This is a genomic window from Allobosea rubneri (assembly GCF_032464875.1).
Taxonomy (GTDB): Bacteria; Pseudomonadota; Alphaproteobacteria; order Rhizobiales; family Beijerinckiaceae; genus Allobosea; species Allobosea rubneri.
On record NZ_JAWDID010000002.1, the window covers coordinates 1 to 21211 of the forward strand.

Here is a 21211-nt window from a genome sequence, read left to right on the forward strand (position 1 = left end):
CCACCGTCACCTTCGCGGCGGTCGCCATGTTCGGGTTGAAGTTGCGGGCGGTGCGCCGGTAGACGAGGTTGCCGGCCGGATCGGCCTTCCAGGCCTTGATGATGGCGAGATCGGCCCTGAGCCAGGTCTCGCGGACATAGAGCTGCCCCTCGAATGCCTCGACCGGCTTGCCCTCGGCGACGACGGTGCCGACGCCGGTCCTGGTGTAGAAGGCCGGGATGCCCGCGCCGCCGGCGCGGATGCGCTCGGCCAGCGTGCCCTGCGGGTTGAGCTCGAGCTCGAGCTCACCGGAAAGGTATTGCTGCTCGAACAGCTTGTTCTCCCCGACATAGGACGCGATCATCTTCTTCACCTGCCGCGTCTCGAGCAGCATCCACAGGCCGAAGCCGTCGGCGCCGGCATTGTTCGAGATCACGGTGAGGTTCTTCACGCCGGAGCGGCGGACTTCCGGGATCAGGCTCTCGGGATTGCCGGACAGGCCGAAGCCGCCCGACATGATCGTCATCCCGTCGGACAGCAGCCCGTCCAGCGCGGCTCCCGGGCTGTCGTAGATCTTGCGCGTCATGGCTGTCCTCGAGGTGAGTTCTGCAAAGATCCGGCGTCGCCTGCGCCGGGCCGCGGAAGCCGGCGCCCAAGCACCGGCCGCCTAGGCTGGCTCGGCCAGTGTCAGGCTGGAGAAAGGTTGAGGATCGCCCGCGCCTCCGCCGGCGTCGCGGCGCGCGCGCCATGCCGGCCGATCGCCTCGACCGCCATCTCGACCAGCTCGGCATTGCCGGAGGCCAGCCGGTCCTTGGCGGCGCGGATATTGTCCTCCATCCCGGTCCGGACGGCACTTGCGCCGCGGGCCAGCGCCCACTCCATCACCCGCATCTGTTCGCGCCCGATGCCGGCGGCGGTCCAGCTCGCGCCGGGAATGACCCGCTTCGTCTCGGCGAGCAGGATGTCGAGCAGCACCTCGTCGGCCGGCATCGCATTCTTGACGCCCATCACGAACTGGATGTGCGGGCGCGGCCCGATCAGACCTTCATCGATGAGGCGGCGCGCGGCGTGGATATGCGAGAGGTCGAAGATCTCGATCTCGGGGGCGATGCCATGCTCCTGCATCCGCGCCGCCAGATCGTTCACCAGGCTCGTCGGGTTCTCGTAGACGATGGTCGGGAAGTTCACCGAGCCGGTCGAGAGCGAGGCCATGTCGGGACGGTGCACCAGGGAAAGGCCGCGTGCCGCCGGATCGCGCCCGCGGCCGCCGGTCGAGAACTGGATGATCATTCCGGGGCAGGCTTCGCGAATGCCGGCCTGGACCTGCGCGAAACGGTCCGGATCGGAGGAGGGCGTCTCGTCGTCATTGCGGACATGGATATGAACGAGGCTGGCGCCTGCCTCGAAAGCCGCGCGGGTCGAGGCGATCTGCTCGGCGGGCAGCACGGGCAGGCTGGGATTGTCCTTCTTGCGCGGCACGGAGCCGGTGATGGCGACGGCCACGACGACGGGACGCTTGCTCATGATCTCGGTCACCCCTGGTCGCCGCCGCCGGCGGGCAGCACGGTTCCATTGATATAGGACGCATCGTCCGAAGCCAGGAACAGGATTGCCGCGGCGATCTCCTTCAGCTCGCCGTAGCGGCCGAGATGCGAGGCACGCAGGGTCTGGTCGACGACCTCCTGCATCCACTGCTTGTCAGCCTCGGTCTGAGCGTCGGTTCCGCGGGGAATCCGGCGTGGCGGGGCGGTGACCCCGCCGGGAGCTACGGCATTGACGCGGATGTTCGTCCCCGCGAGCTCGAAGGCGAGCGAGGCCGTCAGCGCGTTCACGCCGCCCTTGGCCGCCGAATAGGGGATCCGGTTGATCCCCTTCGTCGCGATCGAGGAGACGTTGACGATGGCGCCGCGGCCCTGGGCCTGCATATAGGGCAGCACCGCCCGGCAGCCCCACAGCGTCGGGAACAGCGAGCGGTTGATCTCCGCGATGATCTGGCCTTCGTCGAATTCCTGGAAAGGCCGCATCCAGATCGCGCCGCCGATATTCGTCACCAACACGTCGATGGCGCCAAAACTCTCCTTGGCGCGTGCCATCACCCTTTCGTTCCCGGCGTAGCTTTCGAGATCCTCTTCGAGCGCGACGATGCGTCCGGTGCCGTAGGTCGAGGCGATCTCCTGCGCGACCTCCTGGATGATGGCCGAGCGGTCGACGATCGTCAGATGGGCGCCCTCGGCCGCCGCGTCCAGCGCCACCTGCTTGCCGACGCCCTGCGCGGCGCCGGTGACGATGAAGCTGCGCCCTTCGAACCGGCCGGCGCGGGGGGATTGCAGAGCCATGGCGTGATCTCCGGGAAATGGCTGCCGTGAAGGCAAGTATCTGGGCTGCTCATGCGGCCGGCGGCGCAAAGGGGCTGGCCCCTCGCACCGCTGGTGTCTTCCGTCGCAGCCTCTGAGGGCGAGGCGTCAGCCGGCCGTGACGTGGGCGCGACTGACCACGGTCTGCGGCACGTTCGCGCGCTCCTTCGTCAGCACGACATCGAAGGTCGTGCGGGCGAACGGCCGGTTGAGCCCGGCATTGCGGATGGCGTCGGCGTCGACGACACGGTCGAGAGTGACGACGAGTTCCTCGCGGGTGCCGAAGGCGAAGTCCGTGTACAGGTACTTGTCGCCGGTAAAGTTGAATTGCGTCGTCAGCTGGCGGTGACCCGGAGCCGAGATGAAGTAATGGACATGGGCCGGGCGCTCCGCATGCCGGCCCAGCGCCGTCATCAGCTGGCGCGTAGCGCTTTCGGGCGGGCAGCCATAGCCGTTCGGCACGATGGTCTGGGCGCGGTAGCGGCCCTGCTCGTCGGTCTCGATCCGGCGGCGCAGATTGTAGGGCGCCTGCTCGCCGTCGATGAAGGAATAGCCGCCCTTGGAATTGGCGTGCCAGATGTCGACGATCGCGCCGGCGATCGGCTTGCCGTCCTCATCCGAAACCTGGCCCTCGATGATGAAGACCTCGCCGGGGTCGGTGCCATCATCCATGCGGGCTTCGCCCTTGGAGAGCGGTGCGTCCGGCACATAGAGTGGCCCCTCGATGGTCCGCATCGTGCCGCCATTGAGACCGGCGAGCCGCTCGGCTTCGTCGAGCCGCAGATCGAGGAAATGTTCGAGCGCGGTGCCGGGCACCAGCAGGCCGAGCTCCTCGTTCTTCGCGGCCTTGCCGATGAAGGCGACCGCGGCCCAGAACTCGTCCATCGAGACGTCGCACTCGTCGATCACCTGCATGAGTCGGTAGAGCAGCTGGGCGGTGACGGCCTTGGTGCGGGCATCACCCTTGTCGCTGTCGATGCCGGCCGCACTGTTGGCGAGATTCTTCTTGTCCGCGTCGGAGATCAGATTGGTGGGCATGGCGTTTCCTCGTTCTTGGTGATTGGCGGGCATTCGCGAACGGGTCGCGGCGTTCCTAGCGGTCGTCGTCGCGGACGGATGAAGGGTGGCGGCAAAGCGCCGTGACCTTCACGTCCATGAACGGGAAAAGGGGCAGGCCGGAGAGGATGTCGTGCAGGGCCTGCGGGCTCTCGACATCGAAGACGCTGGTGTTGGCATAGCGCCCGGCATGACGCCAGAGGTGGCGCCAGATGCCGGCGCGCTGCAGTTCCTGGGCACGCTCGCGCTCCGCCGCCTTCAGCGCATTCGCGGTCTCGGCCGGCAGGTCGTGCGGAATCCGGACGTCCATTTCCACTTGAAAGATCATTGGTTCAGGATCCCGTCTTGGCGCGCGGCAGCACATGGAGCGAAGCTTCTGCGCGGTCGCGCCGGAAGCGGTTCAGCTGGGTCTCGGACAGGGTGACGCCCAGGCCCGGCGCGGTCGGCACGGCGAGGCCGAAATCGGCATAGTCGAGCGGCGTTTCGAGAATCTCCTCGGTGAGCAGCAAGGGGCCGAACAGCTCGGTGCCCCATTCCAGCTTGCCGATGGTCGAGAACAGGTGGGCCGAGGCAGCGGTGCCGATGCCGCCTTCGAGCATCGTCCCGCCATAGAGCCCGATGCCGGCCGCCTCGGCGATCGCCGCCACCTTGGCTGCGGCGAAGAGGCCGCCGGACTGCTCGATCTTCAGCGCGAACACATCGGCGCCGGCCTGGCTGGCGATGGCGAAGGCGGTTTCCGGGCCGTTCAGCGCCTCGTCCGCCATGATCGCGACCGGCGTCTGGCGGGCCAGCCGGGCAAGCGCGCCAAGATTGCGCAACGCGACCGGCTGCTCGATCAGCTCGACGCCGGCGGCGGCCAGCGCCGGCAGCATGGCGGAGGCGGTCGCTTCCGACCAGGCCTGGTTGATGTCGACCCGCACCGAGGCGCGATGGCCGAGCGCCCGCTTAATCGCGGCGACATGGGCGACATTGGCGGCTGGGTCGCCCTTGCCGATCTTGAGCTTGAAGATGTTGTGGCGGCGGCGCGCCAGCATCTCCTCGGCCTCCTCGATATCGCGCCCGGTATCGCCGCTGGCGAGAGTCCAGGCCACCGGCAGGCGGTCGTGCTGGCGGCCGCCGAGCAGCTCGGAAATCGGCAGGCCGACACGCTGACCGAGGGCATCGAGCAGGGCCGTCTCGACGGCGCTTTTGGCGAAGTGGTTGCCTTGCACCGAGGTCGCGATGGTCGCCATCGTCCTGGCGACGCGATTGGGATCGCTGGCGAGCAGGATCGGCGCGAAATAGGTGTCGATCGCGAGCTTCATGCCTTCAGGGCTCTCGGGCCCATAGGCGAGGCCGCCGATCGTGGTGCCTTCGCCGGTGCCGACGAGGCCGTCGGACATATGCAGCCGCACGATCATCAGCGTCTGGCGGTGCATGGTCGTCATCGCCAGCTGATGCGGGCGGATGGTCGGCAGATCGACCAGAATCGTCTCGACCTGTTGAATCCGCGGGCCTTCAGACACGTTTCGCTCCCATATTCATTGCCAAAAAGGCTAGGGCGCGCGGTTCGCGAAGGACAGGATCGATTGGGTGTATTTTTATACCCCGTGGGTATGGAGAGGGCTGACAGATCAGCCTGCGGGAACAGTCGGACGAAGCCGGCAGGCAGCCGTCCGGCCAAAGAAAAAGGACGCGGTCGGCCTTTCGGGCGGTCGCGTCCGTGATCTTCGTCGCTGCGGCGTCTATGCCGCGCGCAGCGGTGCGGCGCTTATCGCGAGGCCGGGGCGGCGGCGGCTGGCGCGGAAGCGGTCGCGGTGGCGCCGGCGGTGCTGCGCACCGTCAGCGTCGCCAGCGCCGCGATCACCAGCGGAATCGCCAGGGTCATGAAGTAACCGGACGGCCCGGCGGTCGAAAGCAGCGTCCCGCCGATCGCCGAGCCGACGATGGCACCTGAGCGACCGACGCCGATGCCCCAGCCGGTCGCCGTGGCGCGCAACTGTGTCGGATAGGTGTTCGAGATCAGGTAGTTCAGCACGAGCTGCTGGCCGCCGATGCCGAAGCCGGCGAGCGCGATCAGGGCGAAGACCACCGGCCAGCGGTCGCCCGCGAAACCGAGCCCGAGCGCGACCGCGATTCCGACGGCGAACATGCCGATGAGGAGCTTGCGCGGGTCGACCTTCGGCAGGAAGGACGAAAGCGGCAGGGCCATGGTGATGAAGGCGGCGTTGACGACGACGGTGCCGTAGGCGGCCTGGGCCTTTTCCAGGCCGAGTGTGGTCAGCGCGGTCGGCAGCCATTGCAGCAGCAGGAACCAGGCGATCCAGTTGAACAGATAGATCGCCGAGATCGCGATGGTGACATTGCGATAGCCGGATTCGAACAGGCCGGCGATCGACCCGCCATTCGACACCTTGCCGGCGCTGACGAGCCGCACATGGTCGGGGATCGCCTGGCCGGTCATCTGGCGGAGCAGGCGGCGTGCCTCGTCCTGGCCGTCATTCTGCTTGCGCGAGACGAGATAGGCGGGGGATTCAGGCAGCAGGAAATAGGTCACGACCATCAGCGCGAGCGGCAGGATGCCGCCGATCAGGAAGATGCCACGCCAGCCCATGACGGGCAGCCAGCTTGCCGCGATCAAACCGCCGAGCATGGCGCCGGCAGGCAGGCCGAGCAGCACGCCGGTGATCATCATGCCGCGCTTCGAGGCGGGGCTGTACTCGCCGGTCAGCGCCAGCAGCGAAGGCGTCGCTCCGCCCATGCCGAGGCCGATCAGGAAACGCAGCACGATGATCTGCGTCGGCGAGGTGGCGTAGGCGCCCATAAGCGAGAACACGCCGAACAGGAAGATCGCGATCAGGATCGCCTTGCGGCGGCCATAGCGGTCGCCGAAGCTGCCGAGGCCGATCGCGCCGAGCGTCATGCCGATGGTGCTGGCGGTGATGACCCAGGTCATGTCGGACGGCTTCATGCCGAAATCCTGCGCGATCGCAGGTCCGATGAAGGCGATCGACTGGGTATCGAAGCCGTCGAGCAGGGCGATGATGAAGCAGAGACCGACGACCGCCCAGCGGCGGCCGGTCATCGTGCCTTCGTCGATGATGGTCTTGATATCTCGCGTGCTGGCGGGTGGGCTGGACATGGGCGCTCCTCAGGATTGTGCTTCTTGATGGAATGAGGCGGTGAGATCGCGGCGCAGCTCGGCGACAACGCGCTCGGGCTGCTCGACGGCGAGCAGATGCGCGGCGGGCGAGAGCACGACGAGGCGGGAGCCGGCGATGCCGGTGTGCAGGGCCTGCGCCATCTCGACGGGCGTCGCCGGATCCTCGCGGCCGGCGATCACGGTCGTCGGGGTGTCGATCCGGTGCAGCAGCGGGCGCAGATCCATGCGGCCGATGGCCTCGCAGCAGGCCGCGTAACCGTCACGGTCGATGGTCCGGAACTCTTCGGCCACCTTGCCGGCGACGTCGGAGCGACTGTTCTGGAAACCTGTGGTGAACCAGCGCTGCATCGTCCCTGCGAGGATTGCCTGCGTGCCCTCGCGCCGCACCAGCGCGGCGCGTTCCTCCCAGGCCTCGCGCGTCGGCATGCAGGCCGCCGTCGCCATCAGGGTCAGGCCGGCAAGGCGCGCCGGGTGCCGCATAGCGAAGGCCTGGCCGGTCATGCCGCCGAGCGAGAGCCCGGCGAGATGAACGGGTTCGAGATCGAGATGGTCGAGCAGCGCGGCGAGATCATCGGCGAGGTCGGCGATCTCGAAAGGCTCGGAGCCGCGGCTGGAACCGCCATGGCCGCGCGTGTCGTAGCGCACGCAGCGATACTCGGCGGAGAGTTCGCCGACGACGGCGTCCCACATCCGGTGCGTGGTGCCGAGCGAATTGGAGAAGACGATCTCCGGAGCGCTGCCCGGCCCGGTGACGGTGTAGAAAAGGCGCACGCCCGTGCCGGCTTCGACATAGGGCATGATCAGGCCTCCGGGCTTTCGCCGCAGCGCATGAGCGCGGGCACGCCTGTCGGAAGCCGCGCCGGAGCGGACCGCAGAATTTGGATGTCAGACATGGCCCTCCGACGGCTCTGGCGGCCGGTTCAAGTCCGCGGCGGAGCTCGTTCTCCCGCACGGACGCTCTTCCCTGCTCGAAGGGTAGGGATGGAGGCTGCTGCTGCACAGGATCGTTTTGGTGTAAGTTAATACCCTTACGGTATGAAGCGGGCGCGCTGGCGCAAAAGTCGGCGCGCAAACCGGGGCGTTTGGCCCAGAGCGTTCGACAACCGTCAGGCCGGGCCTTCGGGAATGCAGGCAGCTGCATAATCGAGGAGGCAGGAAGCAGGAGCAGGCAGCGATGGATCTGCGCCATCTGCGCTATTTCACCACCGTTGCGGCGGAGGGCTCGTTCAGCCGGGCCGCCGAAAAGCTCAACATCGCCCAGCCACCGCTGAGCCGGCAGATCCAGCAGCTGGAAGAGGAGCTCGGCGTACGGCTGCTCGATCGCGGCCGGCCGATCACGATGACCGAGGCCGGGCGCTACCTCTTCGACCAGGGACTGCAGGTGCTGCAGCGCGTCGAGGAAATGCGGTCGATGACGACGCGCATCGGCAAGCGCATGGTGCTGCAGTTCAATATCGGCTTCGTCGCCTCGACGCTCTACGACACGCTGCCGGAGCTGATCCGCGACTTCCGCATCCAGGTGCCGGATGTCGAGGTGCAGCTTCTCGAGATGACGACGCTGGAGCAGATCTCGGCGCTGAAGGATGGGCGCATCGATGTCGGCTTCGGGCGCCTGCGCTTCGACGACGACGCGCTGGTGCGCGCCGTGTTGCGCGAGGAGGGGCTTTGCGTCGCGGTCGGCGCGACCCATGCGCTGTTGAAGCAGGGCAGCAAGCCGAAACTGGCCGATCTCGAGGCGGAGCCGCTGATCCTGTACCCGAAGGCGCCCCGGCCGAGCTATGCCGACCAGGTCCTGGCCTTCTATCGCGAGGCCGGGGTCACGCCGCGCATCGGCATGGAGGTGCGCGATGTGCAGACGGCGCTCGGCCTGGTGGCTTCGGGGGTCGGGATCTGCGTCGTCCCGGCCTCGGTGCGGCGCTTCGGCCGCGACGACGTCCATTTCCTCGAGCTCGACGAGGCATTCTCCAGCCCGATCATCGTCAGCTACCGCAAGAACGACACCTCGCCATTGCTGCGCCAGATCACCGTCCTGGCGGGGCTGGGGCAGTCATCGCCGTAAGCTATCCCGCGTGCCTGATCTCTGATCTGGCGAGCCGGAGCGACCGGTCCTCGAAGGCTACACGACGGCTTTCGAGCCGAGCGGGGGCTGGCCGATCAGGCCCGCGAGCAATGTCAGGCCATCCTCGAGAGCGCCCCGATCCGGCGCGACGCCCAGCGATATCCTGACGGCCTCGATCGGATGGGCGGTGACGGCGAAGGCCGAGCTCGGCACGATCGAGACGCCGGCGCGGTCGGCATGCTCGGCGAAGTCGGACGCACGCCAATGCTCAGGCAGGCGCAGCCAGAGATGATGCCCCTGGGGGTCGGCGGCGAATGCGACATCGCCCAGGATGGAGGCCGCGAGCTTCTGGCGCTGCGCGTTCTCGGTGCGGATGGCCTGCGTGATGTCATCGAGCATGCCATCGGCGATCCAGCGGCTGGCGAGCGCCGACATCAGCGGCGGCGCCATCAGGATCGTCGCCCGCAGGACGCCCGCCAGACGCAGCGCCTTCTTGGCGCTGGGCGCGACGACATAGGCGACCCGCAAGGCCGGGGTCGCGCATTTCGAGAGCGTCGCGAGGTGCCAGGTGATGTCGGGCGCCAGCTCCGCCAGGGCGGGCGCGCGTTCCGCCCTCAGCGGCGCATAGGGATCATCCTCGATGATGGTGACGTCGTGCTTGCGCGCGATCGCGGCCAGGGCCCGCCTGCGATCCTCCGGCAGCGTCGCGGTCGTCGGATTGTCGATGCTGGGAATGACGTAGAGGGCTTTTGGCGCTCGGTCCCGGCAGGCCCTTTCGAAGGCGTCGGGGATGATGCCCTTGTCGTCCATCTCCAGCGGTTCGAGCACGAGCCCCTTCTGGAAGGCGACCGCCTTGAGCCCGGGATAGGTCATCGCGCCGGCCGCGATCATGTCGCCGCGCGTGAGCAGGAGGTCACACAGGGCAAAGAGCGCGCTCTGCGCGCCGCCGGCGATCACGACGCGGTCGGCCGTAGCGCCTTCGATCCAATGCGCCAGCCGGTTCGCGGCGATCTGCCGGTCGGCCTCGGCGCCGGTGCTCTCCTGGTAATGGAGGCTCAGCAGGCCGCGCGGGCTCGCCAGAACGCCGGCGATGCCGCCAGGGACGATCTTGCGGAAATCGACGGCCGCGGGCTGCGGCGGGATGTTCATGCTGAGATCGAGCAAGGGCTGGGCGCGCTCAGGCGCCGCGCTGCCGTCGAGCTTCTCGCTGATGAACGTGCCGCGGCCGGCCTGCGCCTCGACCAGCCCGCGCCGGCGCGCTTCGTTGAAGGCCCGCGTCACCGTGGTCAGGTCGACGCCGAGCGCTTCGGCGATGGCCCGCTGCGGCGGCAGCCTGTCGCCCCGGGCGACGCGGGCGGAGCGAATATCGGCCTCGAGCGCCTCGACGATGCCGAGATACTTCATCCGGGCGCTTTCGATCAGTCTTGGCCGCCACATCTCGCCCTCGTTATTGTATGCCTTGCCGGCCTGCATTTACGTTATGATGTATGGCTCGCCGGTGAAAGAGAGCTGCGCCGGGAATTGGGCCGCGACCTCGCTACGCTTGGCTCATTCGGCAGGCATGGCCGCGCGCTGCGGCTCCGCGAGCCAGTGCCGATAGGCCAGCACCAGGGAGAACGACACGGCCGAGACGATCAGCGCAGCGACAGGAAGCGCGGGAACCGCAGCAGCCGGGAAGACGAAGGCCAGGAAGGGAAAGGCATAGACCGCCGGCACCCGCATGCCGAACAGCCGGAGCAGGGCGGCCATCAGCAGCAGGTCGAGCACGGTGACGAGCGTCCAGGAATCGATCGCCAGGAACAGCGCCACGCCGATGGCGGCCGAGAGGGTGAGGACGGCCGTCTGCTTCAGGGCCATTTTCGCCGAGTACATTTTCATGTGCAGCGACTCGTAGACCACGACGGCAACCGGCGGCAGCACGGCCAGGTGCGGATAGCCGGCCGCCGATGCGATCGCCATGCAAGCGGCGATGATCGCGAGATAGGCCAGCATGGCGCGATGCGAGAGCGGGGCGGTGCGCGGCGCGTCCTTGCGCAGGCCGAAGAGCATCACAACGAGCATGAGCACGAGCGTCGTGACGCCGATCGAGGTGAGGAACGAGAATTCCGTCGCGTTGGTGACGATCGGCAGGAAACCCGTCGCGAGTGCCGGGGCGAGGCTGTAGCGGAGCAGCGCAAAGAGGCCGAGCATGCCGACCAGAATAAGCGCGAGCTTGGCCGTATAGGGCAGGGCGAGCAGGTTGATGCCGAAGCCCATCAGCGCGGTGATCGAGGGCCAGAGGAAGATCTTCTCGGGCTGCTGCATCCAGCTCTGCTCGCGGAAGGCCCAGATCGCCACGGCCATCGCAGCGATTTCCGGAAGCACGATCTCGCGGTCGCCGAAGAATTCGGCCGTCGCGACCATCGCCGTGATGAAGGCGAACGCGCCGAAATAGGAGGCCAGCGCCTCCTGCCGGCTCAGCTTGGTTTGATGCTGCATTCTGGGTCTGCTCCGTGCCCGCTGGTCTGCGGAGGTTCTCCGATCCGCGGGTCTTGTCTCGTGAAACGGGCTGGGCCTAAGGCTTGCCATAGTGGGAAGGTCAAGCGGGGCCGTCGGTCGATCTGTGCCGGCGATTCTTCATGCCCCGGAGCGCCGTGGCCGCATCAGCCACCAGACCAGGCCGGCGGAGAGCGCCGCCAGCAATGCGGCGGCGAGGAGCGATGCGGAGGCTCCGCTTGCGTAGAGCTGGCGCGCCTGCGTCCAGGCGAGGGCCATGTCGAGGACGGGCGTCCCGGCGACGGCCGCTGAAAAGTCGCCGGCGATGACGGCGTCGACATAGCCGCGGCCGGCGCCGCAGGTGGCGGGTGCAAGGCATTCCGCACCGATGGCGGCGGCGCGAATGCCACTTGCCAGCACAGCATTCAAGGCGACGAAGCCGATCAGAATCCCCGAGAAGCGCGCCGTGGTGCTGATGCCGGATGCCATGCCGACCCGTTCGCGCGGGATCGTCATCATGATCGCCTTCTGCGTTTCTCCGTTCAGCAGCCCGGCGCCGGCGCCGATGACGAACATGGCGGGGAGAAGGACGGGCCAGTTGCCGGGGACAGCGCCCCATGCTGCGACCGCATTGCCCATGGCTACGACCGCGAGCCCGAGCGCGAGGATCGAAGGCGATGTCAGCCGGCGGCCGAGCATGCCGCCGAGATAGGGAAAGGCCAGCATCGCGAAGGCAAAGGGCAGCATCGCGAATCCCGTCGCCGTCGCGGAAAGCCTGCCGCCGTGCTGCAGGAAGATCGGGAACAGCGAGGCCATGACCTGGGCGGTCGCGGCATAGGCGAACATCGCCCAGACCGCGCCGATGAATTGCCGGCTCTTGAACAGTTGCAGGTCGAGCATCGCATGCGCCTGCACCCGCTCCGCGATCACGAAGCCGACCAGCGAGGCGGCGCCCAGAGCGAAGCCGGCAAGCGTCGCCGTGCTGGCCCAGCCCTGCGCCTGGCCGGTGATCAACCCTGAGGTGAGGCCGAGCATCGCTCCGGCGAAGAGGAGGATGCCGACGGGATCGAGCCGCCCTCGCGTCGGATCTCGCGACTCCTCCGCATAGGCGAGCGTCGCGGCCGCGAGCAGGGCGCAGATCGGCAGGTTGATGAAGAAGGCCCAGCGCCAGCCGAGCGATTCGACGATGATCCCGCCGGCGATGGGGGCGACGACCATGGTCGCGCCCATCACGCCGCCCCAGATCGCCCAGGCGCGGTTCTGCTCGGCGCCCGCATGGAAGCGATGCCCGATGATCGCGAGCGCAGGCGCCAGAACGAAGGCGGTCGCGGCCCCTTGCGCTCCGCGGCTGAGATGCAGCCAGACGACCGTCGAGGCGAGGCCGCCGGACAAGGAAGCCGCGGCGAGCCCGGCCAGGCCGCAGAGGAATATCCGGCGGCGCCCGAGCCGGTCGGCGATCGCACCTGCCGGCAGCAGCATTGCCGCGAAGCTCAGGAAGAAGGCGCTGATGACCCACTGGGTGTCGGCGGCGCCGGTGCGCAGCCCTCGGGCGATGGCCGGGATCGCCAGCGCGACGATGTTCGTGTCGACGAGCGACATGGCGCATCCGGCCGCCGCCGTCAGCAGCAGAAGATCGCCATCCTTCGCGCGGGTCGCGCCGTCAGGCGCCATGACGGGCACCATTGCAGGTCGATGACGGGGCGGCGATGCGAGGGCCGCCGGAACCCGTGCTTGTGGCTTCCAGGCGGCCTGCAAACCTTGGGCGCAGGGGCGCGAGCGAGAATGCCGTCGATCCGTGCGGTCGGAATGTCTTTTTCTCTGGCTCGCGCCCATACATATTGTCGCAGGTCTGCGTCATTTTCCCACTGTTTCCGGTCCCGTGATTGCGCTTTTCGTCGCACCAAAGCCGTTTTGGCGGCTGATGGCTGGATTTGTCTGGTTCGTAAGCATATCGATATGTATGCGCATAGGCCATACAATTATCTGGCCGAGATCGCGTCACGGCGTGCAGGCGGGGATGGGTTCAGAAATGGGTGCGACGACAATTCAGGAAGGGCTGCACGAGCCCATTCCCGGCTATGACGAGCAGATCGTCCGCTGGTTCGTGCTGGCCACCATCGTCTGGGCGCTCGTCGGCCTCGCTGCGGGGCTCTTCATCGCGCTCCAGTTGACCTTCCCGTCGCTGAACTTCTCGGAATACGCCACCTTCGGGCGCTTGCGGCCGATTCATGTCTCGGGTGTCGTGCTAGCCTTCGCCGGCAACGCGCTCTTCGCGACGTCGCTCTATGTGGTCCAGCGGACCTGCCATGTCGGGCTATGGGGCGGGCGCCAGCTCTCCATGCTGGTCTTTTTCGGCTACCAGCTCTTCCTGATCCTGGCGATGACCGGCTACCCGCTCGGTATCACCCAGAGCAAGGAATACGCCGAGCCGGAATGGTATGCCGACCTGCTGCTCCTGGCGGTCTGGCTGGTCTATCTCGCGATCTATACCGGCACGCTGGCCCGCCGCCGCGAGCCCCACATCTACGTGGCGAACTGGTTCTATCTCGCCTTCATCATCACGGTCGCGGTCCTGCACATCGTCAACAATCTGGCGATGCCGGTCTCCTTCGTCGGGACGAAGAGCTACTCGCAGTTCGCGGGCGTCCAGGATGCGCTGATCCAGTGGTGGTACGGCCACAACATGATCGGCTTCTTCCTGACGGCCGGCTTCATCGGGATGATGTACTATTTCGTCCCCAAGCAGGCCGAGCGCCCGATCTATTCCTACCGGCTCTCCATCGTCCATTTCTGGGCGCTGATCTTCCTCTATATCTGGGCCGGCCCGCACCATCTCCACTACAGCGCGCTGCCGGACTGGGCGCAGACGCTCGGCGCCGCCTTCTCGATCATGCTCTGGATCCCGTCCTGGGGCGGCATGATCAACGGGATCATGACCCTGTCGGGCGCCTGGGGAAAGCTGCGCACCGACCCGATCCTGCGCTTCCTCGTCGTCGCCGTCGCCTTCTACGGCATGGCGACCTTCGAGGGGCCGCTGATGTCGATCAAGGCGGTCAACGCGCTCAGCCACTACACCGACTGGACCGTCGGCCACGTGCATTCGGGTGCGCTCGGCTGGGTCGCCTTCATGGTCTTCGGCGCGATCTACTATCTCGTGCCGCGGCTCTGGCGCGCGCCGCTCTGGTCACATCGCCTCGTCGAATGGCACTTCTGGATCGCGACGATCGCCATCGTTCTCTACATCACCGCGATGTGGGTGGCGGGCATCGCCCAGGGCCTGATGTGGCGGGCCTACGACCAGTTCGGCTTCCTCCAGTACTCCTTCGCCGACAGCGTCGCGATGCTGCACCCCTACTATCTCGTGCGCGCGCTGGGCGGGCTGCTCTACCTGATCGGCGCGGTGCTGATGACGCTCAACGTCTTCATGACCATCCGCTCCTCCAGGGCAGGGCGAAAGGAGCCCGCGCCGCCGGAGCTGAGCGGGACCGATCCGGCGCTCCAGGCCGCCTTTGCTTCCAAGGGCTAGTCCCCTCAACGAATTCGAGCCGAGAGGCATTGTATCGCCATGGCGAAATCATCCGAAGAACGCGTCAATCACGGGACGATCGAACGCTCGACGCTGCTGCTGTTCGTCCTGAGCTTCCTGGTCGTCGCGATCGGCGGCCTGGTGGAGGTCGTGCCCCTGTTTCGTCTCGACGAGACGATCAAGCCAGTCGAGGGCGTGCGCCCCTATACGCCGCTCGAGCAGATTGGCCGGAACATCTACACCAGGGAGGGCTGCTACACCTGCCACAGCCAGCAGGTGCGGCCGTTCCGTGATGAGGTCGAGCGCTACGGGCATTACTCGATCGCCGCCGAGAGCATGTACGACCACCCCTTCCTCTGGGGGTCGAAGCGGACCGGTCCGGACCTCGCGCGCCTCGGCGGCAAGTATTCGAACGCCTGGCATGTCGCGCACATGATCAACCCGCGCGACGTCGTGCCGGTGTCGATCATGCCGGCTTACCCGTTCCTGCAGCAGCGCGAGCTGAAGTTCGACGATATCGGCGAGCATTTGCAGGCGCTGAGCAAGGTCGGCGTGCCCTATGACGGCGTCGCGATCCTGAGCGCCGCCGACGATGTCCGCGCGCAGGCCACGGGCGAGAAGACCGAGGCGCTGCTCGCTCGCTACCCCGGCGCAAGGATCGGCGATTTCGACGGCCAGCCCGGGCGCATCACCGAGATGGATGCGCTGATCGCCTACCTGCAGGTGCTCGGCACGATGGTCGACTTCTCGAAGGTCCGCGTCGACGGGAAGAAGGAATAGCCCATGTCCCAGTCCCTGATCAGCCTGCTGCTCAATGCCTGGCTCGTCGTCGCCACGCTCTTCTTCGTCGCCATCGTGTGGCTCTCGTACCGCCCCTCCGCCCGGGCCCGCATGGAGCGCCATGCCCGGATTCCGTTTGAAGGAAAGGGGGGCGAGCAATGAGCGAGCAGGAACGCGACCCGCTGACCGGCCAGCTCACCACCGGCCATGAATGGGACGGCATCAAGGAACTCCGGACCCCGATCCCGAACTGGTGGCTGATCACCTTCGTGGTCACCTGGGTCTTCTCGATCGGCTATCTCGTGCTCTACCCGTCCTTCGCGACGACGAAGGACTATGCGCGCGGGCTTCTCGGCTGGTCGAGCGCCAAGGAACTCGGCCAGGCGACGGATCGTGCGCGCGACCAGCAGTCCAGCTGGCGCACGCAAATCCTCGCCACCCCGCTCGAGAAGATCGAGGCCAATGAGGAGCTGCGCCGCTTCGCGGTCGCCGGCGGTCAGGCCGCCTTCAACGAGAACTGCGCCGGCTGTCATGGCGTCGGCGCGGGCGGGCAGATCGGCCAGTTCCCGTCGCTGATCGATGATGACTGGCTCTGGGGCGGCAAAGTCACCGACATCCACGCCACGATCCGCCACGGCGTTCGCGACGGCGGCGACGAGACGCGCCTCAGCGCGATGCCGGCCTTCGGCGAGATTCTGAAGCCGCAGGAGATCGCGGCGACCGCCGATTTCGTGCTGAGCCTGTCGGATCGTTCCCGCGACGCCAGCCGGGCGAGCCTGCCCGGCGCCGCGCTCTACGAGACCAATTGCGCCGCCTGCCACGGCGCGAAGGGCGAGGGGAGCCGCGATGCCGGGGCTCCCCGTCTCGACGATGCGATCTGGCTCTACGGCAGCAGCCGCGAGGCGGTCATCCGCCAGATCGCCAATCCGAAGATGGGGCAGATGCCGGCCTGGCAGAGCCGCCTCGACGAGGCGACCATCCGGATGCTCACCGTCTATGTCCACACCCTCGGCGGCGGGGAAAAGTGATGGCGACCATGACCGTCATCGACACGGTATCCCAGCGCCGGCCGGCGCGGTTGCCGATCCCGCAGACGGTGCGTGGTCGTTACCGCACGATCAAGACGGCGATCGCCTGGGCGCTGCTGGCCTTCTACTTCATCACGCCGTGGATCCGCTGGGATCGCGGCCCGTCGCTGCCGGATCAGGCCGTATTGTTCGATCTGCCCGGCAGGCGGCTCTTCGTCTTCGGGCTCGAATTCTGGCCACAGGACCTGCCGATAGCGGTCGGGGCTCTGGTGCTCGGCGCCTTCGGCCTGTTCGGCGCCACGGCCGTGGCGGGTCGCGTCTGGTGCGGCTTCACCTGCCCGCAGACGGTCTGGACCGACCTGTTTTTCACGGTCGAGCGCTTCTGCGAGCGGCTCTTCGGCAAGGGCACGCTGCTGTCGAGCATCGCCAAGCCGGTTGCGCAGATCGCCCTGGCGGTGCTGACGGCGTTCGGCTTCGCCGCATTCTTCAACGACGCGCCGAGCTTTCCGCTGGCGCTGGTGACCGGCACGGCGCCGCTCGGCGCCTACCTCGCGATCGGCATCCTGTCGCTCACCACCTGGCTGTTCGCCGCCTATGCCAAGGAGCGCATCTGCCTGCACATGTGCCCGTGGCCGCGCTTCCAGGCGGCGCTGCTCGACAAGGAGAGCCTCGTCGTCACCTATCAGCGCTGGCGCGGCGAGCCGCGCGGCAAGAAGCGCGAGCCGCTGCGCCCGGAGCTCAGCGACCTCACCGCTCTGATCCGGGAGGCCAGCTCCTTCGATACGGGGCGCGGCGACTGCATCGACTGCATGCGCTGCGTCAATGTCTGCCCGACGGGCGTCGACATTCGCGACGGCCTGCAGATGGGCTGCATCGGCTGCGGCCTCTGCGTCGACGCCTGCCACGAGGTGATGACCAGGATCGACCGCCCCACCGGGCTCATTCGCTTCGACGTCGAGGGCTCCGACCGCGCCGGCTCCTTCACGCAGGCTAAGGTGCAGATCGTTAGGCCCAAGACCTTGCTCTATGCGGTGCTGTGCCTGCTGGCTTTCGGCTCGATGGCAGTCGGCATCACGCGGATGGAAAGCGTGCTGCTCGATGTCGAGCCGCAACGCGGCCAGCCCTTCGTCCAGCTCTCGGACGGCTCGGTCCGCAACGATTTCAGTTTCCGGCTCGCCCATCGTCTGCCGCATCTCGACCGTGTCGTGATCCGTGCGGAGGGATTGGACGGCGCGAGCTTGCGCTTCGCGACCGAGGAGACTGGCCAGGAAACCGTCGCGCTTGCCATGCCCGGCAACCGCCGGATCAGCGACCGCCTCTTCATCACGGCTGCGCCCGGACAGGCGCCCAAGGGGCGCGCCAACATCCGCGTCATCGTCAGCGACGCCGAGAGCGGTGCAACCCTCGGCGAAGTCGAGACCTATTTCTGGGGGCCGGCGCGATGAGCGGTAACACGGCTGCGGCCCGCCGGAAGGACCTCTGGATACCCGGCTGCTTCATCCTGTTCTTCGTCTGCCTCGCCGCGCTCGAAGTCTGGTTCGTGACCCTGGCGAACCGGAGCTTCACCGGCGTGGTGACGGACGATGCCTACAGCATCGGATTGAACGAGGAGGAGCTCGCAGCGCAGCGCGACACGGCGCGGCGTCTCGGCTGGACAGCTGCGATGGCCTTCGAGCAGGGGCAGGGACTCAGTGGCAGGCTGACGCTGCAGCTTCGCGATGCCGATGGGCAGGCGCTCGTCGCCGACGAGGTTCGCGCGACCGCCGAGCGGATGACGCGCTTCCCGCAGATCCTGACCGTTCGGTTCGTCCGGCAGCCCGCTGGTGAATACCTCACGGATCTCGTCGTCCCGCTGGCGGGGCGCTGGTTCGTCAGGGTCAGGGTCGAGCGCGACGGGAAGGCCCTCACAGTCATCGACGAGGTGCATGTTCGGCCATGACCACCGGGCCGAACATCACAGCCTCTGCCTTGCCGGCTTCGCTGCCGCCCGCGCTCCTCTCGGCGTTCGTCGCGCCGGCGTCGGGCCGCGCGCAGCAATTGGAGCTCCTCGTCGAAGGCGTGCATTGCGCCAACTGCATCAGAAAGATCGAGACGCGTCTGGCGAAGGATCCCGCGGTCACCCGGGCGCGGGTCAACCTGACCTTGCGGCGGCTTTCGGTGGAATGGGTCGGCGGTCCCGATCATGCCGAGGTGATCGGCGAGACGGTTCGCGGCCTCGGCTACGCGATCGCGCCTTATGATGCCGGCTCGATCGGAGCCTCTCAGGACCGGACCGGCCGCGAGCTGCTGCGCTGCCTCGCCATTGCGGGCTTCGCTTCCTCGAATGTCATGATGCTCGCCTGGGCGGTCTGGGCCGGCCAGGCGCAGGACATGCCGGCGAGCACCCAGGCCTTCTTCAACTGGCTCTCGGCGCTCGTCGCTGTTTCGGCGCTGGCTATCGCCGGACGTCCCTTCTTCCGCTCCGCCTTCGGTGCGCTCAGGGCAGGGCGGACCAATATCGACGTGCCGATCGCCGCCGCGCTGATCCTGGCGACCGCGATCAGCATGATGGAGCTCATGCGGCACGGCGCGCACGTCTATTTCGACAGCGCGACCATGCTGCTCTTCGTCCTGCTCGTCGGGCGCTATCTCGATTTCCGCGTGCGCGCCCGCTCGCGTGAGGCGATCGAGCGCCTCGCCATGATGCGGGCCGAGCACGCCACCGTGTTGCTTGGCGATGGCCGCACCGAGATCGTCCCGGCCTCGGCGGTCGAGCCCGGCATGCAGGTCATCGTGGCGCCGGGCGAGACGGTTCCGGTCGATGGTCGCGTCACGAGCGGGCAAACGATGCTCGACCGGTCGGCGGTGACTGGCGAAACGCTGCCCGAATTGATCAACCCCGGGGATGAGGTGCTCGCCGGCTATCTCAATGGCCCTGACATCCTCCACCTCCGTGCCGAGAAAACGGTCGCGCAAAGCCATCTCTCCGAGATCCTGCGTCTGGTGGAGCAGGCGCAGCTGCAGAAGGGCCGCGCCGCCACGCTGGCGGACCGGCTGGTGCGCGTCTGGACGCCGCTGGTCCACGCCATTGCCTTGCTGACGCTGTCTGGATGGTGGTTCCTCGGCGGCGCAGACCTGCCGACGGCGCTGCTCTACGCGGTCACCGTGCTGATCATCGCCTGTCCCTGCGCCATCGGCCTCGCCGTGCCGGCCGTGCAGGTCAATGCCATCGGCGGACTGCTCAGGCGCGGCATCCTGGTCCGATCGGGCGAAGCGCTCGACCGGCTGGCCGCGATCGACCGCGTCGTCTTCGACAAGACCGGGACCCTGACCGATGGCCGCGCCGAGTTGGTCGATATGCCGTCGAATCCGGTGGCGCTGCGCCTGGCCGCGGCGCTGGCCAGTGCCAGCCGGCATCCGTTCTCGCGCGCGCTGACGCGCCGACTTGGCAGGGGCGCCGCGGCCGAGGATGTCTCGGAAACGCCGGGAGCGGGGATCAGCGGCCTCGTCGATGGCAGGCCCGCGCGACTTGGAAGCGCCGCCTTCTGCGGTGTCCCCGGGGAAGGACGCGATGCGGCGAGCGAAGTCTGGGTCTCGGCGGAGGCGCTGCCGCCGCAGCGCTTCGCCCTCGCCGACGGCATCCGCTCCGACGCATGGGAGACGGTGGACCATTTCCGGAGAGCCGGAGTCGAACTCAGCATCCTGTCCGGCGATCGCCTGCCGGCGGTCGAGAGCTGCGCGACCAGCCTCGGAATCGCCGACCACCGGGCCGCGCTGAAGCCTGCGCAGAAGGCTGCGCTCCTGTCCGGCTGGAAGGCGGATGGCGGCAAGCCGTTGATGATCGGCGATGGTCTGAACGATGCACCGGCGCTGGCCGCCGCTCATGTCTCGGCGAGCTTCGGACATGGCGTGCCCGCGACCCAGGTCGCGGCTGATTTCGTGCTGCCCGCCGAAGCCTTGTCCTCTGTCGTTGTGGCGCATCGCACGGCGGTGAAGGCGGCGGGCATCGTCCGGCAGAATCTCGGCTTCGCTGCAGTCTACAACCTTGCACTGATCCCGGTCGCGGTGCTGGGCCTCGTTTCGCCGCTGATTGCGGCGGCCGCCATGTCGATCAGCTCGATCCTCGTGACCATGAACGCGTTGCGGGCCCGGCCGCCCCGGCTCGGAGCGGCAGGATGAGCCCGCTCCTCTTCCTCATCCCCATCGCATTGACGCTCGGCGCCCTCGGCGTCGTGGCGTTCCTGTGGACCCTTCGCTCGGGTCAGTACGACGACCTCGACGGCGCGGCCGAGCGCATCTTCCTCGATGACGACAGATTGGAGGCTTCCCATGACCGATGAGGCGACCATGCGGACCGCAAGGCAGCGCAATGCCTTCGCGCTCACTCTGACGAGCGCGATCGCGCCAGTCTTCGGCTGGCTCTATGCCGGGCAGGCCGGCGCCTTCTGGGCGTTCGCTGCCTGGATCGTCTTGGTCGTGCTGCCGCGCACGGCGGGCGTGAGGCTGCTCGGCTTTCTCTATGGGAGCTTCTTCACCGCCGAGCAGCTGCCCTGGACGATGCTGAACGTCACGCTCGCCATCCTCCTCGGAAGCATGCAGTTCGGCATCGACGTCGCGTTCTATGCAGCGCTGATCGGCGTGCCCGTCGTGGTCCTGACGCTCATCGTGATCGCACTCGACCTCGATCCGCAGGCCGAGGCAGAGGCCGCTCCGGTCCTCGTTCCCGCAGCTTCGGGCACACCCCGTAAATCCGACCGCGACCGCATGGCAGCGTAGGGCCCCGTATCGTCCTCTAGCCGATGCGGTTGGGGCGAGACTCTCGTGCCGAGCGCC

At 67.5% G+C, this 21211-nt stretch carries 21 protein-coding genes; 10 read left to right on the forward strand and 11 right to left on the reverse strand.

Features of this window, described 5'->3' with window-relative positions; all coding sequences use genetic code 11:
* The 8 genes from RKE40_RS01390 to pcaD form a co-directional block, all read right to left on the reverse strand.
* Positions 1-565: CoA transferase subunit A (locus tag RKE40_RS01390; RefSeq protein ID WP_316016461.1), on the reverse strand; the 565-nt coding region annotated here is incomplete at its 3' end.
* A gap of 101 nt (positions 566-666) precedes the next feature.
* Positions 667-1503, reverse strand: a complete 837-nt coding sequence (locus RKE40_RS01395) for a 3-oxoadipate:acetyl-CoA acetyltransferase (RefSeq protein WP_316016462.1) — start codon at positions 1501-1503, stop codon at positions 667-669.
* 8 nt (positions 1504-1511) lie between these two features.
* Positions 1512-2315 (reverse strand): benzoate diol dehydrogenase BenD, encoded by an 804-nt coding sequence (gene benD / locus RKE40_RS01400; RefSeq protein ID WP_316016463.1) that lies wholly within the window; start codon positions 2313-2315, stop codon positions 1512-1514.
* Between the two features lie 126 nt (positions 2316-2441).
* The gene (locus RKE40_RS01405; RefSeq protein WP_316016464.1) at positions 2442-3371 is read right to left on the reverse strand and encodes a dioxygenase family protein; all 930 of its coding nucleotides are present in this window, start codon (positions 3369-3371) and stop codon (positions 2442-2444) included.
* A gap of 55 nt (positions 3372-3426) precedes the next feature.
* Entirely contained in the window at positions 3427-3717 is a 291-nt protein-coding gene (gene catC, locus RKE40_RS01410; RefSeq protein ID WP_066476770.1) for a muconolactone Delta-isomerase, read from the reverse strand.
* Between the two features lie 4 nt (positions 3718-3721).
* Positions 3722-4894 carry a muconate/chloromuconate family cycloisomerase gene (locus RKE40_RS01415; RefSeq protein ID WP_316016465.1) on the reverse strand — a complete coding sequence of 391 codons (1173 nt, stop codon included), beginning with the start codon at positions 4892-4894 and terminating at the stop codon, positions 3722-3724.
* 245 nt (positions 4895-5139) lie between these two features.
* On the reverse strand, positions 5140-6510 hold the full coding sequence (locus RKE40_RS01420) for an MFS transporter (RefSeq protein WP_316016466.1): 1371 nt from the start codon (positions 6508-6510) through the stop codon (positions 5140-5142).
* Between the two features lie 9 nt (positions 6511-6519).
* Positions 6520-7329, reverse strand: coding sequence for a 3-oxoadipate enol-lactonase (pcaD, locus tag RKE40_RS01425; RefSeq protein ID WP_316016467.1), 810 nt, complete (start codon positions 7327-7329; stop codon positions 6520-6522).
* A gap of 376 nt (positions 7330-7705) precedes the next feature.
* Here pcaD and RKE40_RS01430 point away from each other — a divergent pair, with 376 nt between their 5' ends.
* The gene (locus tag RKE40_RS01430; protein ID WP_316016468.1) at positions 7706-8590 is read left to right on the forward strand and encodes a LysR family transcriptional regulator; all 885 of its coding nucleotides are present in this window, start codon (positions 7706-7708) and stop codon (positions 8588-8590) included.
* A 57-nt stretch (positions 8591-8647) separates the two neighbouring features.
* Here the strand turns inward: RKE40_RS01430 and RKE40_RS01435 are convergent, their stop codons facing one another.
* The 3 genes from RKE40_RS01435 to RKE40_RS01445 form a co-directional block, all read right to left on the reverse strand.
* Positions 8648-10027 (reverse strand): aminotransferase-like domain-containing protein, encoded by a 1380-nt coding sequence (locus RKE40_RS01435; RefSeq protein WP_316016469.1) that lies wholly within the window; start codon positions 10025-10027, stop codon positions 8648-8650.
* 111 nt (positions 10028-10138) lie between these two features.
* Complete coding sequence (locus RKE40_RS01440) at positions 10139-11068, reverse strand: hypothetical protein (RefSeq protein WP_316016470.1); 930 nt, start codon at positions 11066-11068, stop codon at positions 10139-10141.
* 138 nt (positions 11069-11206) lie between these two features.
* Positions 11207-12736, reverse strand: a complete 1530-nt coding sequence (locus tag RKE40_RS01445; protein WP_316016471.1) for an MFS transporter — start codon at positions 12734-12736, stop codon at positions 11207-11209.
* A gap of 346 nt (positions 12737-13082) precedes the next feature.
* On the opposite strand from RKE40_RS01445, the gene ccoN reads away from it, so the two are divergent.
* The 9 genes from ccoN to RKE40_RS01490 are packed head-to-tail and all read left to right on the forward strand — an operon-like array spanning position 13083 to position 21154.
* A complete protein-coding gene (gene ccoN / locus RKE40_RS01450; RefSeq protein WP_390893172.1) occupies positions 13083-14591 on the forward strand; it encodes a cytochrome-c oxidase, cbb3-type subunit I in 1509 nt (502 codons plus the stop codon).
* 39 nt (positions 14592-14630) lie between these two features.
* Positions 14631-15371, forward strand: a complete 741-nt coding sequence (gene ccoO, locus RKE40_RS01455) for a cytochrome-c oxidase, cbb3-type subunit II (RefSeq protein WP_316016473.1) — start codon at positions 14631-14633, stop codon at positions 15369-15371.
* A 3-nt stretch (positions 15372-15374) separates the two neighbouring features.
* Entirely contained in the window at positions 15375-15533 is a 159-nt protein-coding gene (locus tag RKE40_RS01460) for a cbb3-type cytochrome oxidase subunit 3 (protein ID WP_316016474.1), read from the forward strand.
* Positions 15530-16399, forward strand: a complete 870-nt coding sequence (gene ccoP / locus RKE40_RS01465; protein ID WP_316016475.1) for a cytochrome-c oxidase, cbb3-type subunit III — start codon at positions 15530-15532, stop codon at positions 16397-16399. The genes RKE40_RS01460 and ccoP overlap by 4 nt, the downstream gene beginning before the upstream one ends.
* A complete protein-coding gene (gene ccoG / locus RKE40_RS01470) occupies positions 16399-17844 on the forward strand; it encodes a cytochrome c oxidase accessory protein CcoG (RefSeq protein WP_316016476.1) in 1446 nt (481 codons plus the stop codon). The genes ccoP and ccoG overlap by 1 nt, the downstream gene beginning before the upstream one ends.
* Positions 17841-18338, forward strand: coding sequence for a FixH family protein (locus tag RKE40_RS01475; RefSeq protein ID WP_316016477.1), 498 nt, complete (start codon positions 17841-17843; stop codon positions 18336-18338). The genes ccoG and RKE40_RS01475 overlap by 4 nt, the downstream gene beginning before the upstream one ends.
* Positions 18335-20557 (forward strand): heavy metal translocating P-type ATPase, encoded by a 2223-nt coding sequence (locus tag RKE40_RS01480; protein WP_316016478.1) that lies wholly within the window; start codon positions 18335-18337, stop codon positions 20555-20557. The genes RKE40_RS01475 and RKE40_RS01480 overlap by 4 nt, the downstream gene beginning before the upstream one ends.
* The gene (gene ccoS, locus RKE40_RS01485; RefSeq protein ID WP_316016479.1) at positions 20554-20718 is read left to right on the forward strand and encodes a cbb3-type cytochrome oxidase assembly protein CcoS; all 165 of its coding nucleotides are present in this window, start codon (positions 20554-20556) and stop codon (positions 20716-20718) included. Before RKE40_RS01480 ends, ccoS begins: the two co-directional genes overlap by 4 nt.
* Positions 20708-21154 carry a hypothetical protein gene (locus RKE40_RS01490; protein WP_316016480.1) on the forward strand — a complete coding sequence of 149 codons (447 nt, stop codon included), beginning with the start codon at positions 20708-20710 and terminating at the stop codon, positions 21152-21154. The genes ccoS and RKE40_RS01490 overlap by 11 nt, the downstream gene beginning before the upstream one ends.
* The last annotated feature ends 57 nt before the right edge of the window (positions 21155-21211 follow it).

Bases quoted from the DNA above. Each gene is read 5' to 3' on its own strand.
- ccoP (WP_316016475.1), top strand. From the start codon at position 15,530: ATGAGCGAGCAGGAACGCGACCCGCTGACCGGCCAGCTCACCACCGGC.
- catC (WP_066476770.1), bottom strand. From the start codon at position 3,717: ATGATCTTTCAAGTGGAAATGGACGTCCGGATTCCGCACGACCTGCCG.
- pcaD (WP_316016467.1), bottom strand. From the start codon at position 7,329: ATGCCCTATGTCGAAGCCGGCACGGGCGTGCGCCTTTTCTACACCGTC.
- RKE40_RS01395 (WP_316016462.1), bottom strand. From the start codon at position 1,503: ATGAGCAAGCGTCCCGTCGTCGTGGCCGTCGCCATCACCGGCTCCGTG.
- ccoG (WP_316016476.1), top strand. From the start codon at position 16,399: ATGGCGACCATGACCGTCATCGACACGGTATCCCAGCGCCGGCCGGCG.
- RKE40_RS01405 (WP_316016464.1), bottom strand. From the start codon at position 3,371: ATGCCCACCAATCTGATCTCCGACGCGGACAAGAAGAATCTCGCCAAC.
- ccoN (WP_390893172.1), top strand. From the start codon at position 13,083: ATGGGTTCAGAAATGGGTGCGACGACAATTCAGGAAGGGCTGCACGAG.
- benD (WP_316016463.1), bottom strand. From the start codon at position 2,315: ATGGCTCTGCAATCCCCCCGCGCCGGCCGGTTCGAAGGGCGCAGCTTC.
- RKE40_RS01430 (WP_316016468.1), top strand. From the start codon at position 7,706: ATGGATCTGCGCCATCTGCGCTATTTCACCACCGTTGCGGCGGAGGGC.
- RKE40_RS01440 (WP_316016470.1), bottom strand. From the start codon at position 11,068: ATGCAGCATCAAACCAAGCTGAGCCGGCAGGAGGCGCTGGCCTCCTAT.
- ccoS (WP_316016479.1), top strand. From the start codon at position 20,554: ATGAGCCCGCTCCTCTTCCTCATCCCCATCGCATTGACGCTCGGCGCC.
- RKE40_RS01480 (WP_316016478.1), top strand. From the start codon at position 18,335: ATGACCACCGGGCCGAACATCACAGCCTCTGCCTTGCCGGCTTCGCTG.
- RKE40_RS01490 (WP_316016480.1), top strand. From the start codon at position 20,708: ATGACCGATGAGGCGACCATGCGGACCGCAAGGCAGCGCAATGCCTTC.
- ccoO (WP_316016473.1), top strand. From the start codon at position 14,631: ATGGCGAAATCATCCGAAGAACGCGTCAATCACGGGACGATCGAACGC.
- RKE40_RS01475 (WP_316016477.1), top strand. From the start codon at position 17,841: ATGAGCGGTAACACGGCTGCGGCCCGCCGGAAGGACCTCTGGATACCC.
- RKE40_RS01435 (WP_316016469.1), bottom strand. From the start codon at position 10,027: ATGTGGCGGCCAAGACTGATCGAAAGCGCCCGGATGAAGTATCTCGGC.
- RKE40_RS01445 (WP_316016471.1), bottom strand. From the start codon at position 12,736: ATGGCGCCTGACGGCGCGACCCGCGCGAAGGATGGCGATCTTCTGCTG.
- RKE40_RS01460 (WP_316016474.1), top strand. From the start codon at position 15,375: ATGTCCCAGTCCCTGATCAGCCTGCTGCTCAATGCCTGGCTCGTCGTC.
- RKE40_RS01420 (WP_316016466.1), bottom strand. From the start codon at position 6,510: ATGTCCAGCCCACCCGCCAGCACGCGAGATATCAAGACCATCATCGAC.